This window comes from Salimicrobium salexigens, assembly GCF_900156705.1.
Lineage (GTDB): Bacteria > Bacillota > Bacilli > Bacillales > Halobacillaceae > Salimicrobium > Salimicrobium album.
Window position 1 is genome coordinate 122,143 of record NZ_FTOK01000003.1, and the last position, 12,173, is coordinate 134,315.

At 45.3% G+C, this 12,173-nt stretch carries 15 protein-coding genes; all 15 read left to right on the top strand.

The genetic code is table 11. The features are described 5' to 3' along the window. Positions 1 to 2 precede the first annotated feature (2 nt). The 15 genes from BW931_RS04795 (at position 3) to frr (ending at position 12,157) form a co-directional block, all read left to right on the top strand. Entirely contained in the window at positions 3 to 365 is a 363-nt protein-coding gene (locus BW931_RS04795) for a response regulator (RefSeq protein WP_008587872.1), read from the top strand. An 89-nt stretch (positions 366 to 454) separates the two neighbouring features. Further along, complete coding sequence (locus BW931_RS04800; protein ID WP_159435666.1) at positions 455 to 946, top strand: flagellar biosynthetic protein FliO; 492 nt, start codon at positions 455 to 457, stop codon at positions 944 to 946. Next, positions 939 to 1,604, top strand: a complete 666-nt coding sequence (gene fliP, locus BW931_RS04805) for a flagellar type III secretion system pore protein FliP (RefSeq protein ID WP_008587869.1) — start codon at positions 939 to 941, stop codon at positions 1,602 to 1,604. Before BW931_RS04800 ends, fliP begins: the two co-directional genes overlap by 8 nt. 10 nt (positions 1,605 to 1,614) lie before the next feature. Further along, positions 1,615 to 1,884 (top strand): flagellar biosynthesis protein FliQ, encoded by a 270-nt coding sequence (fliQ, locus tag BW931_RS04810; RefSeq protein WP_008587867.1) that lies wholly within the window; start codon positions 1,615 to 1,617, stop codon positions 1,882 to 1,884. 4 nt (positions 1,885 to 1,888) lie between these two features. Next, complete coding sequence (gene fliR, locus BW931_RS04815; protein WP_040609076.1) at positions 1,889 to 2,668, top strand: flagellar biosynthetic protein FliR; 780 nt, start codon at positions 1,889 to 1,891, stop codon at positions 2,666 to 2,668. A gap of 4 nt (positions 2,669 to 2,672) precedes the next feature. Continuing rightward, on the top strand, positions 2,673 to 3,755 hold the full coding sequence (flhB, locus tag BW931_RS04820; RefSeq protein ID WP_076570414.1) for a flagellar biosynthesis protein FlhB: 1,083 nt from the start codon (positions 2,673 to 2,675) through the stop codon (positions 3,753 to 3,755). A gap of 21 nt (positions 3,756 to 3,776) precedes the next feature. Then, positions 3,777 to 5,807, top strand: coding sequence for a flagellar biosynthesis protein FlhA (flhA, locus tag BW931_RS04825; RefSeq protein WP_008587861.1), 2,031 nt, complete (start codon positions 3,777 to 3,779; stop codon positions 5,805 to 5,807). Beyond that, on the top strand, positions 5,804 to 6,859 hold the full coding sequence (locus tag BW931_RS04830) for a flagellar biosynthesis protein FlhF (RefSeq protein WP_008587859.1): 1,056 nt from the start codon (positions 5,804 to 5,806) through the stop codon (positions 6,857 to 6,859). Before flhA ends, BW931_RS04830 begins: the two co-directional genes overlap by 4 nt. After that, positions 6,852 to 7,571: a MinD/ParA family ATP-binding protein gene (locus BW931_RS04835; RefSeq protein WP_076570416.1), complete on the top strand. Its 720-nt coding sequence runs from the start codon at positions 6,852 to 6,854 to the stop codon at positions 7,569 to 7,571. The genes BW931_RS04830 and BW931_RS04835 overlap by 8 nt, the downstream gene beginning before the upstream one ends. A 31-nt stretch (positions 7,572 to 7,602) precedes the next feature. Next, entirely contained in the window at positions 7,603 to 8,376 is a 774-nt protein-coding gene (locus tag BW931_RS04840; RefSeq protein WP_008587854.1) for a FliA/WhiG family RNA polymerase sigma factor, read from the top strand. A gap of 73 nt (positions 8,377 to 8,449) precedes the next feature. After that, the gene (locus BW931_RS04845) at positions 8,450 to 8,896 is read left to right on the top strand and encodes a hypothetical protein (protein WP_076570418.1); all 447 of its coding nucleotides are present in this window, start codon (positions 8,450 to 8,452) and stop codon (positions 8,894 to 8,896) included. A gap of 160 nt (positions 8,897 to 9,056) precedes the next feature. After that, the gene (rpsB, locus tag BW931_RS04850; RefSeq protein ID WP_008587850.1) at positions 9,057 to 9,812 is read left to right on the top strand and encodes a 30S ribosomal protein S2; all 756 of its coding nucleotides are present in this window, start codon (positions 9,057 to 9,059) and stop codon (positions 9,810 to 9,812) included. 95 nt (positions 9,813 to 9,907) lie between these two features. Continuing rightward, entirely contained in the window at positions 9,908 to 10,792 is an 885-nt protein-coding gene (tsf, locus tag BW931_RS04855; protein WP_008587848.1) for a translation elongation factor Ts, read from the top strand. A gap of 83 nt (positions 10,793 to 10,875) precedes the next feature. Then, the gene (pyrH, locus tag BW931_RS04860; RefSeq protein WP_008587846.1) at positions 10,876 to 11,598 is read left to right on the top strand and encodes a UMP kinase; all 723 of its coding nucleotides are present in this window, start codon (positions 10,876 to 10,878) and stop codon (positions 11,596 to 11,598) included. Position 11,599: 1 nt separating this feature from the next. Then, positions 11,600 to 12,157, top strand: coding sequence for a ribosome recycling factor (gene frr / locus BW931_RS04865; RefSeq protein ID WP_008587843.1), 558 nt, complete (start codon positions 11,600 to 11,602; stop codon positions 12,155 to 12,157). The last annotated feature ends 16 nt before the right edge of the window (positions 12,158 to 12,173 follow it).

Sequence of the window (12,173 nt, forward strand, 5' to 3'; positions counted from 1 at the left end):
GAATGAGCGAGCGAATAATGATCGTGGATGATGCTGCATTTATGAGGAAGATGATCCGGGATATTGTAGCGAAGAATGGATACGAAGTGGAAGCGGAAGCAGAAAACGGGCAGATGGCTGTAGATATGTATCACGAATACAAACCTGACCTCGTAACGATGGACATAACAATGCCGGAGAAAGACGGGATACAGGCTCTGAAAGAGATAAGGCAGTCGGATCCGGAAGCCCGGGTAGTGATTTGTTCTGCTATGGGGCAGCAGGCGATGGTCGTGGAGGCCATACAGGCAGGGGCAAAGGATTTCGTTGTAAAACCATTCCAGGCGGATCGTATGATCGAAGCGATCCAAAAAGCTCTGAAATAGGTTTTATGAAAAAGTTCATAACCCTTATTATTATCATGTTTTCTTTTCTGTGTCTGAGTCCGGCAGTCGCTTACAGTTCAAGCCCCAGCGTGAGTGAATGTGCGAAGAATCCGGGAATCGACGGATGCAGCGAAGAAGGAGGGGAAAGCAAAGAGGAAAATGAAGAGCAGCCTGCTGCCGAACCTTTATGGTGGAGTGCAACCAAGCTGATTCTCGCTTTAGTGTTCGTACTCGGACTGATATATGGTGTGCTGAAGTTCATACAGAAAAAGAATAATCTCTTTTCCAATACGCGACAGATGCACAATCTCGGCGGAGTACCTCTCGGTCAGAATCGCTCCGTACAGGCAGTGAAAATCGGGGGACACGTCTATATTATCGGAGTGGGAGACACAGTGGAGATGCTAACGGAAATCACCGATGAGGAAACGAGGAAACAGTTATTAAACGGTGAGTCCGATCTTTCGGGCGACAATGAAAATTCCGGCAAGCAGTTTCACCAGCTCTTTGATAAGCAGCTTTCTCTTATGAAAGAGAACAGGATGAGAAACGGCCGCGGAAAGGATCATACAGATGAGTGAATTTGTAGACCTGTTTTCGGGGGCTGACCCTGAAAGTATATCGACTTCCGTTCAGCTGCTTCTGCTTTTGACAATATTGTCGATAGCTCCGGGTATTCTCATTTTAATGACAAGTTTTGCGAGGATCATCATTGTACTCTCATTTGTCCGGACTTCACTGGCCACCCAACAGATGCCTCCCAATCAGGTTTTGATCGGTCTGGCGCTGTTTCTTACGTTCTTTATAATGGCGCCTACCTTCAATGAGGTGAATGAGAATGCTCTGACACCACTCCTCGAAGAAGAGATATCACTCGAAGAAGCCTATACGAACGCGAGCGAACCGATGAAAGAATTTATGTCTTCCCATACACGACAGAAAGATCTGGAACTGTTCCTTAACTACTCCGGTGCCGAAGCTCCGGAAACTGTACAGGAAATTCCGATGACTACTCTCGTGCCGGCCTATGCCATCAGTGAATTGAAAACTGCTTTTCAGATGGGCTTCATGATCTTTGTACCTTTTCTTGTCATTGATATGGCTGTCGCCAGTGTACTTATGTCTATGGGGATGATGATGCTTCCACCGGTTATGATTTCTCTTCCGTTCAAAATTTTATTGTTCGTTCTTGTGGACGGCTGGTATTTGATTACACATTCTTTACTGGAAGGTTTCTAGGAGGAAAAAAATGAATAGTGAAATGGTTATACAGTTTGCCAAAGATGGGGTGTATACTGTTTTGATCGTGACAGGTCCTTTGCTGATTCTCGCTCTGGCAGTCGGGTTAATTGTGAGTATTTTTCAGGCTACTACTCAAATTCAGGAACAGACGCTCGCTTTCGTCCCGAAGATTGTAGCGGTTCTGATCGGTCTTGTGTTTTTTGGTCCATGGATGTTGACCAATATGGTGGAATTTACGGCTTCAGTGTTCAGGAATTTGAACATGCTGGTAGGGTAACCCCGTGGCGGAATGGGCTACACTTGCAAACGTCCCCGCATTTTTACTGGTTTTTATAAGAATCACCGCTTTTTTTGCGACTCTCCCACTATTCTCATATCGGACAATTCCTGCACAATATAAAGTGGGTTTCTCATTTTTTCTTGCACTAATATTATATATTTCTATTGAACCTCCTCAATTCTCGCTGGATGAAATGTTTTTTATGCTGATGTTGAAAGAAGCGATTACGGGTCTTTTCATAGGATTACTGGCATACGTTGCCATTACTGCAGTCCAGGTGGCCGGGGGATTCATCGACTTCCAGATGGGCTTTGCCATAGCGAACGTCGTCGATCCCCAGACGGGTGCCCAAAGCCCTTTGATCGGTCAGTATTTATATACGGTGACTCTTCTGTTCATTCTCGTAACGGACGGCCATCATTTAATGATTGACGGTATCTTTTACAGCTATCAAGCCATAGAGATCGATCAGTTCCTGCAGTTTCAAAACGAGTCCTGGATAGAATTCGTCATTTATACATTCAATGAAATGTTCATCTCAGCTTTTCTTATGGCTCTTCCACTGGTCGGCTGTCTGTTTCTCGTGGATGTGGCACTTGGGATTATCGCCCGTACCGTACCGCAGCTGAACGTATTTGTAGTGGGGCTGCCTCTGAAAATATTTGTAGCGTTGGCAGTTTTAACAATCGTAATGGGCTTTTATGTGCTTCTGATCGAAGAGATTTTCGATCTCGTTCTTGAAACTATGCGCGGCTTTATCGATGTGCTGGGGAGGTCTTAGAGGAATGCGACTGAAACTTGATCTGCAATACTTCGCTGCTGATGAGAAAACGGAAAAAGCTACGCCCAAGAAGAAACAGGATTCCCGTAAAAAGGGGCAGGTGGCAAAGAGTCAGGATGTGAACACCGGATTTCTTCTGCTGCTTACGTTCAGTACTCTTTACCTTATCGGTCCCATGCTCAAAGACACGCTGCTGACGATGTACGAACAATCCTTTACGGAATACATACATCTGGACATAACCGAACAGACTGTAAGTCACGTACTCAACAAAATGTCGCTCGAGATTTCCAAGGTACTGGCCCCTGTCATGGGGATAGCGATCGTGGCCGGGCTGACTTCCAACCTTATCCAGGTCGGGGTGATGTTTACGGCAGAACCTTTGAAAGTCGACCTGAAGAAATTGAACCCCATCCAGGGTTTTAAACGTATTTTTTCCGCGAGGGCACTGGTGGAACTGGTGAAGTCACTGTTGAAAATAACTGTGATCGGTGTCATAACCTTTTCGGTCATCTGGACCAATAAAAACGATATGATCATGTCGGCTCAGAAATCCCTGGATGCGGCTCTCTCTTTTTTCGGAAATACGACTATGATAATGGGACTTGCTTCGGCTATGGCCCTGCTGCTTCTTTCCGTGATCGATTACACCTATCAGAAGTATGATCACGAAAAAAACATTCGAATGTCCAAAAAAGATATAAAAGATGAATATAAAAATATGGAGGGTGACCCTCAGATCCGGGCTAAAATCAAGGAAAAACAGCGGCAGATGTCTGCTGCACGAATGATGAGTGAAGTTCCGGAAGCGGATGTAATTATTACTAACCCGACCCACTACGCCGTGGCTCTCAAGTATAACGAACAGAAATCGGACGCTCCATTTGTGGTGGCGAAAGGAGTCGATTTCATCGCTCTTAAAATTAAGGAAACAGCCAGGGCGCATGACGTTATCACAGTTGAGAATCGCCCGCTCGCCCGAGGGCTTTACAGTCGTACGGAAATCAATGAACCGATTGAAGAAGAATTTTTTCAGGCGGTGGCCGAAGTTCTGGCTTATGTATATAAATTGCAGAAAAAAGTTTGAATTCATTAAGGAGAGACGAAGATGTCAGCGAGGGACTTATCTGTATTATTAGGAATTATATTAATTATAGTCATGTTGGTTATACCTCTTCCCGGGTGGTTATTGAGTTTTTTGATCATGGTGAACATCACTCTGGCTCTTCTTGTTATTCTCGTTTCGATGAATATGGACGACGTGCTGCAGTTTGCGGTTTTCCCCACTCTTCTTTTACTAATGACTCTTTTCCGGCTCGGTTTGAACGTGTCGACGACCCGGTCCATCCTTTCTGAAGCCAGAGCGGGAGAGGTGATCGAAACTTTCGGTACATTTGTCATCGGGGGAAATCCTCTGGTCGGTTTCGTCGTCTTCATCATCCTGGTAATCATTCAATTTCTCGTCATCACGAAAGGGGCGGAGCGGGTATCGGAAGTTGCTGCCCGTTTCACTCTCGATGCCATGCCCGGGAAACAGATGAGTATCGATGCTGATTTGAATGCGGGTATGATCAATGAGCATCAGGCGAAAGAACGTAGAGATAAAGTGGAGCAGGAAGCTGATTTTTATGGAGCGATGGACGGGGCTAGTAAGTTTGTAAAAGGAGACGCTATTGCCGGAATCATCATCGTTTTAATGAACATCATATTCGGGCTTATCATAGGAATGGTTCAGATGGGGCTCGGGTTTCAGGAAGCAATTGATACATATATGAGACTTACGGTCGGAGACGGGCTTGTAAGTCAGATCCCCGCCCTTCTCCTTTCCACGGCAACGGGTGTAGTGGTTACAAGAGTAGCTTCCAAAGGGAACCTGGGTAACGATTTGACTGATCAATTATTTCGTTTTCCGAAACTCCTGTACGTGGCCGGCGGAGCGATTTTTCTGCTCGGTCTCACTCCCATCCCGTTTACACTTACAATGTTAATCTCCTCAGTTATGATATTCGGAGGATATTGGCTGTCGAGAGAAACGGGCGAGCTTGATATCGAAGAGGAGGATGAAGAGAGAAACGAGAGTGAGCAGATGAAGGCTCCGGAAAATGTAGTGGATCTCATCAGTATGGATCCGATTGAATTTGAATTCGGTTATGCGCTCATTCCTATCGCTGATGCAAATCAGGGAGGGGATCTGCTGGACAGAATAGTCATGATACGCAGGCAGATTGCGATCGAACTTGGAATTGTCATACCCGTAGTGAGAATAAGGGATAATATTCAGCTTAATCCGAATGAATATCGGCTGAAAATAAAAGGGAACGAAGTGGCGAAAGGAGAACTTCTGCTGGATCATTATCTGGCGATGACACCAGGGGAGGACGACGGAATGGTGGAAGGTATAGATACGGTGGAGCCTGCTTTCGGATTGCCGGCCAAGTGGGTGGAGGAAGATATGAAAGACGAAGCCGAGTTACTGGGCTATACAGTCGTCGACCCTCCTTCGGTCGTTTCCACTCACGTAACTGAAACGATTAAACGGCATGCTCACGAACTTCTTGGACATCAGGAGACCCAGCAACTGATCGATCACCTGAAGGGATCATACCCGGTGCTTGCCGGAGAAGTTACACCGGAGCCGATGGCGATTGGAGAGGTGCAGAAAGTGCTGGCTAAACTGCTGCAGGAAAATGTGTCAATCAAAAACCTGCCGGTCATTTTCGAAACTCTCGCCGATTTTGCCAAAATGACGAGCGACACGGATCTTCTGGCCGAATATGTACGTCAGTCGCTGGCTACACAAATAACGAATCAGTACAAAAAAGAAGAAGGTGTAATTAAAGTGGTTACGATTTCAGGGCAGGTAGAAAAATTAATTGCAGATCATGTTCAGCAGACGGAACATGGGAGTTTCCTCGCCCTTGATCCGGAAAGACAGCAGCAGATTACGGAGAGTGTGGCGAATAAGGTGGAAAAGTTATCCCTGCAGGAAGAAAACGCCATCATTCTCTGCTCACCAGCAATACGAATGTACGTGAAACAATTACTCAACCGTTTCTTACCTCAGGTAATCGTTCTTTCCTACAATGAAATCGACCCGAATGTAGAAGTGCAGAGCGTCGGGGCGGTGAGTCTGGGATGATCGTAAAGAAGTTTGAGGCGGAAACGATGCCTCTGGTCATGAAAAAAGTTAAAGAAGAGATGGGTGTCCAGGCGATTATTCTAAATTCCAGGAAAAAGAAAACGAAAGGGGTCTTCGGGCTGTTCAAAAAGATTCGGATAGAAATAACGGCTGCTATAGAATCCGAACCTCCGGAAACTGGTCATACAGTCAGTGAGAAAGACGTTCCCCCACGCACTTCCCCCGAAGCGGGGGGACAGCAGCGTAAAGAAACAGTCCGGCCCCTCTCTTCAGCTTCAGCGAAGGCTGCAAAAGAACAGACGGAAATTTCCGCATTTTTAGAACACGAGCTTAATCCGGAGATCCTTCAGGAAATCAGACGAGAAAAAAATGGTACGGATCCCTTCTGGGGAAGGGTGAGAGATCATTTACACAAAGGAATCACAGAAATCCCGGCCACCTCCCGTCCGGGGAATAATAAATACATCCATCTTATTGGACCTACAGGGGTCGGCAAGACGACTACGGCTGCTAAACTGGCCGCCAATGCAATATTGGATGATAATTTGTCGGTAGGTTTCATTACCACAGACACGTACCGGATAGCAGCTATCGAGCAGCTGCGTACCTACGCCAGGCTTTTGAACATCCCGATGGAGGTTGTTTACAATCTGGAGGATTACAGGAAAGCGAGGGAGGAAATGAAAGATAAAGATCTTGTAATCGTTGATACGGCAGGAAGAAATTACAAAGATTCTTCCTACGTAAGCGAGCTGCAGAAGATAATTGACTTCGATGAAGAGGCAGATACCATCCTTGTCCTTTCGATGACAAGTAAATTTAAAGATATAGAGGCAGTGTATAAACGATTTTCAGAAGTGCCTCTTCACTCATTGATTTTCACAAAGATGGATGAATCCGGAAGCTTCGGTGCAGCGGTAAGCTTAGCTGTTAAATATAAAAAAACTGTTTCCTTCGTTACTACCGGTCAGAATGTTCCTGATGATATAACTACACTCCCATTGTCGGAACTCACGGAGCAAATGCTGAAGGAGATAGAAACGAGTGAGTGACCAGGCCGAAAATCTCAGAAGAAAATTGGAGGCTCGGCACGTTACGACCAAAGCGGGAGTCATTTCTATCCTCAATGCCGAAAGCACGGAGAAGTGTACTGATATAGCTGCAGATTTTGCGATGGAATTAAGCTTGACCGGTTCGGAAGTTCTCATCATCGGAAGAGGCAGAGAAAGACGTACATCATCAGGGATTTTATCGGAAGAGGCAGCCATTCATACAGCTTCCGGAGTGTATAAAGAAGCTCCGTATCAGGTGGAAACGACTTCATTTCCCTATTCTTTTCCGGATTTCGAAAAGATGCTGTTCAAACATGACTATATATTCCTCGATTTGGGAAGTGGAATATTACGGGAAGAAGCCGGATTAGCCGCATGTGCCGACGAAACGTTCATTATAATGGAAAATAGTGATGTTTCCCTTAAAAAAGCGTATGCAATGATAAAGAAGTTACACTCCGCTTCTCGAGAACAGCGCATTTCTCTATTGCCTAACAGGATTTCGGATGAACGTAATGATAGAAAAGCTCTCGAAAGGGTCAAAAAGGTGACGGCCGATTTTCTCGGCAAAGAGGTGAATCTGCCGGTTCCACTCCCTGGCACGGGCGGAAGTCAATCCGTATTTTCCGCTTCTGTAAACGAGCTTAAAAAGGAAAGGAGAACCGGGGATTCGTTTCTGATCAGGCTGAAAAAATTAATGGCAGAAATCTGAAAAGAACCATCAGTACTAAAGGAGGGCTACTATGTCTAATCCAATTTCTCCCGAAGAAAAGAAATTGTGGCACAGGTGGATCGAACATAACGATAAAAATGCTGCCAATGAACTGGTAGCTCAATATGAGTATCTCATCAATTATCAGGTCCAGCGTGTATCCCAGCACCTGCCTCAAAGTGTAAGCAGGGAAGAAATAAGGAGTTTAGCATATTTCGGGCTTTACGACGCACTGAAGAAGTTCGAACTGTCCCGTAATTTGAAATTCGTCACGTATGCTTCCTTCAGAATCAAGGGCAGTATTATTGACGGACTCAGAAAAGAAGATTGGCTTCCCCGTACAGTCAGGGATAAGGCAAAAAAGATCGAAAAGACCGCGGAGCAGCTGGAACAGAATTTCGGCAGACAACCGGCACCGGAGGAAATTGCCGAAGTTTTAAATATGAGACCCGAAGAAGTAGAAGAAACGACAAGGGACGTCTATTTCTCAAATGTACTCTCTGTGGAAGAAAAACCACATGACGACGGCGGCGATTACAAAGAGGGGGCAGGATATCTGGTTCCTGAGGATTTGGAAAATTCTCCGGATGAACAGGCAGTCAAAGGTGAAAATATCCGGGAGCTTACTGAAGAGATTAAAATGCTCAATGAAAAGGAACGACTGGTGTTGAGTCTGTTTTATGAAGAGGAACTCTCCCTCACCGAGATAGGAGAAGTGATGAATCTAACTACTTCGAGAATATCCCAGATTCATGGACGTGCAATATTCAAACTGCGCGAAGCGCTCGGGAAGTATCGGAATTGATCTGTGAATTGCCGGGGGGCGGACTGAAGTTGCACAGGCTTATGAAGCAGAGAATTAAGTTGGTGAAAACGAAATGACGATGTACTTGCTGATAATCAATTTTATCGTGGACGGGATCATCCTTATCGGGATGTTCCTGTTGTTTATGAAAGACCCTTCCAGGGAGGAAATGCAGAAACAAAAGCAGATAGCAAGAGAAATAGAAGGAACCTTCCAATCCTACCTGGAGGAAATCAGAGAGGAGAACAGGAAATTTGAACAGAATACCGTCTCCCGAAGGTCAGATTCTCTCACCGAAAAGAAAGAAGAAGTGTCCGGAAACAGGCGGACGAAGTCGGAAGACCCTATAGAGTTTCAACCGGCGGTTACTGAAAGCAGAGAAAAAGTGGAATTTTCGGAAGAACTGAAAGTGAAAAAGATGGCAGAAGAGGGGAAAAGCCTGGAGGAAATGGCAAAACTGCTGGGTACGGGAAAAACAGAAGTGGAGATGATGATGAAATTGATTCGAAGACAGCAATAAGGAGGTTGCTAATTTTTCTCATGTATGGTATAGTAACCTCCGGTGTCAATACACACGTCTCCGGATTTCGTTGTAGGTTGCTTCCTATTAGACAGGGAGTTTGCAATGAAAAAAGAAGGGGATGGAGGATACTAAATAAACCAAACAGGAGGATTTTATTATGTCAGCTATTTCAATGAAGCAGCTGCTCGAAGCAGGAGTTCATTTCGGTCACCAGACACGTCGCTGGAACCCTAAAATGAAGAAGTACATTTTCACGGAGCGTAATGGTATTTACATCATTGACCTTCAGAAAACTGTAAAGAAAGTCGATGAAGCGTTCAACTATGTACGTGATCTTGCTGCAGACGGCGGTACAGTACTATTTGTAGGTACTAAAAAACAGGCACAGGACACAGTTCGTGAAGAAGCGAACCGTGCCGGTATGTATTACATCAACCAGCGCTGGTTGGGTGGTACACTAACTAACTTTAAAACAATCCGTAAACGTATCGGTCGTTTGAAAGAAATCGAGCGTATGGAAGAAGACGGAACATTCGATGTTCTTCCTAAGAAAGAAGTTATGGAACTGAATAAAGAAAGAGAAAAACTCGAAAGATTCCTCGGCGGTATCCGTAATATGGAGAGCCTGCCGGATGCACTTTTCGTAATCGACCCTCGTAAAGAGCGTATCGCGATTGCGGAAGCTCATAAATTGGATATTCCGATCGTCGGTATGGTGGATACCAACTGTGATCCGGATGAAATTGATTATGTAATTCCTGCAAACGACGATGCTATTCGTGCCGTTAAACTTCTTACAGGAAAAATGGCTGACGCCATCCTTGAAGCTAAACAAGGTGAAGAGGAAGCTGAAGCAGCCGGTGAAGAAGAATCCGGCGAGACAGAAGAAGAGACGGAAACTGTAGAAGAGTAGGCAGGTTTCAGGGGGTGATAAGAGGGAAACCTTTTATCACCTTTTTTACAGAGGAGGGCGCTTCGTCCAAACTTAATCCCAAGGAGGAAAATTACATGGCTATTAATGCAAAAATGGTTAAAGAACTGCGCGAAATTACAGGTGCAGGAATGATGGATTGTAAAAAAGCTCTTACAGAAACAAATGGTGATATGGAAGAAGCTCAGAACTGGCTTCGCGAAAAAGGAATTTCGAAAGCAGCCAAGAAAGCTGACAGAATTGCAGCGGAAGGTTCCGCTCATATCGTTACTTCCGGAAATACAGCAGCTATGATCGAAGTGAACTGCGAAACAGACTTCGTAGTTAAGAATGAGCAGTTCCAGCACCTCCTTCAGGAACTTGGGAACCACATTCTTTCCGAGAACCCTTCCGATGTAGAAACTGCACTGGAACAGCCGCTTCACGGCGAAGGACAGAAGGTCGGCGATTACATCACTGATGTCATCGCGAAGATTGGTGAGAAAATCTCTCTTCGCCGTTTCGTCGTGAAAGAAAAAACAGATAACGACGCTTTCGGTTCTTATCTTCACATGGGCGGTTCCATCGGTGCTTTGACAGTACTTGAAGGTTCTACGGATGAAGCTGCTGCAAAAGATGTAGCTATGCATATCGCAGCCGTTAATCCCCGCTACACTTCCCGTGAGCAGGTACCTGAAGAAGAACTTAATACAGAGCGTGAAACATTGAAAACTCAGGCGCTGAATGAAGGAAAGCCTGAAAATATCGTTGAGAAAATGGTGGAAGGCCGCCTGAACAAGTTTCTACAGGAAATCTGCCTGCTTGAACAGGACTTCGTTAAAGACCCGGATCAGAAAGTGAAACAGTTCGTGGAATCCAAGGGTGGAAAAATCAACGAATTCACACGTTTCGGCGTTGGTGAAGGTATGGAAAAACGTGAAGAGAACTTCGCTGACGAAGTGATGAGTCAGGTTAAAAAATAATAACATTCACTTAAAATAGGGGACACGCTGTGTTCCCTATTTTAAAAGTGAAACTTTAGTTGAATACTGCCATGGAGGTTATTATGAATAAAACCCGATATAACAGAATCGTGCTGAAATTAAGTGGGGAAGCATTAAGTGGGGAAGAAGGATTTGGAATAGAACCGAGTATCATCCAGTCGGTCGCACAGCAGATCAAAGATGTGGCTGAACTGGGAGTGGAAGTTGCAGTAGTTGTGGGAGGCGGAAATATCTGGCGCGGGAAAGTAGGAAGCCAGATGGGCATGGACCGTGCAAACGCTGATTACATGGGTATGCTGGCAACGGTTATGAATTCCCTTGCTCTCCAGGACAGTCTTGAGAACATCGGTATTCCTACACGTGTACAGACATCCATCGAAATGCGCCAGGTGGCAGAACCTTATATTCGCAGGAAGGCCATGCGCCATCTGGAGAAAAAACGGGTAGTGATTTTCGCAGCCGGAACCGGTAACCCTTATTTCTCCACAGATACAACAGCTGCTCTCCGCGCTGCCGAAGTGGAAGCGGACGTTATCCTTATGGCTAAAAATAACGTCGACGGGGTATATACATCCGATCCGAAACTGAATGACGATGCACGTAAGTATGATCGTCTTTCTTACATGGAAGTATTGAATGAAGGTCTTGGAGTGATGGATTCTACTGCTTCATCATTATGTATGGACAACGATATCGATTTACTGGTATTCTCGATTATGGAAGAAGGAAATATTAAAAAAGCAGTCCTCGGTGAGGATATTGGAACGTTAGTGAGGGGGAAATAACATGTCTGACAAACTTATCAAAGAAACGAAGGAACAGATGAAAAAAGCTACCCAGGCTTTTTCGAAACAATTGGCTACCGTGCGGGCGGGACGTGCAAACCCGTCGATTCTCGACCCGGTATATGTCGATTACTACGGAGCTTCCACTCCGCTTCAGCAGCTGGCCCAGGTTTCAGCTCCGGAGCCGAGACTCCTTGTGATCACACCTTACGATAAATCAGCTATTTCGGAAGTGGAAAAAGCTATTCAGAAAGCCGACCTCGGCCTGTCCCCTTCGAGTGATGGTAACGTGGTCCGTATCAATATCCCTGCACTTACGCAGGAGAGACGTAAAGACCTGACAAAACTCGTCAAGAAATATACAGAAGAAGCAAAAGTGCAGATCAGAAACATCCGTCGTGAAACGAACGACGCTCTTAAGAAGAATGAGAAAGACGGGGAACTTACGGAAGATGACCTCCGTTCTTATCAGGATGACGTACAGAAACTTACAGATGAGTACGTAAAAGAAATAGATGACCTGTCGAAACAGAAAGAAGAAGAGATGCTGGAAGTATAAAATTAAAGGGGAAGCC

What these genes read in the sequence shown, in the direction of transcription:
- BW931_RS04795 (WP_008587872.1), top strand. Translation starts at nt 3, where the DNA reads ATGAGCGAGCGAATAATGATCGTGGATGATGCTGCATTTATGAGGAAG.
- fliP (WP_008587869.1), top strand. Translation starts at nt 939, where the DNA reads ATGAGTGAATTTGTAGACCTGTTTTCGGGGGCTGACCCTGAAAGTATA.
- fliQ (WP_008587867.1), top strand. Translation starts at nt 1,615, where the DNA reads ATGAATAGTGAAATGGTTATACAGTTTGCCAAAGATGGGGTGTATACT.
- flhB (WP_076570414.1), top strand. Translation starts at nt 2,673, where the DNA reads ATGCGACTGAAACTTGATCTGCAATACTTCGCTGCTGATGAGAAAACG.
- flhA (WP_008587861.1), top strand. Translation starts at nt 3,777, where the DNA reads ATGTCAGCGAGGGACTTATCTGTATTATTAGGAATTATATTAATTATA.
- BW931_RS04830 (WP_008587859.1), top strand. Translation starts at nt 5,804, where the DNA reads ATGATCGTAAAGAAGTTTGAGGCGGAAACGATGCCTCTGGTCATGAAA.
- BW931_RS04840 (WP_008587854.1), top strand. Translation starts at nt 7,603, where the DNA reads ATGTCTAATCCAATTTCTCCCGAAGAAAAGAAATTGTGGCACAGGTGG.
- BW931_RS04845 (WP_076570418.1), top strand. Translation starts at nt 8,450, where the DNA reads ATGACGATGTACTTGCTGATAATCAATTTTATCGTGGACGGGATCATC.
- rpsB (WP_008587850.1), top strand. Translation starts at nt 9,057, where the DNA reads ATGTCAGCTATTTCAATGAAGCAGCTGCTCGAAGCAGGAGTTCATTTC.
- tsf (WP_008587848.1), top strand. Translation starts at nt 9,908, where the DNA reads ATGGCTATTAATGCAAAAATGGTTAAAGAACTGCGCGAAATTACAGGT.
- pyrH (WP_008587846.1), top strand. Translation starts at nt 10,876, where the DNA reads ATGAATAAAACCCGATATAACAGAATCGTGCTGAAATTAAGTGGGGAA.
- frr (WP_008587843.1), top strand. Translation starts at nt 11,600, where the DNA reads ATGTCTGACAAACTTATCAAAGAAACGAAGGAACAGATGAAAAAAGCT.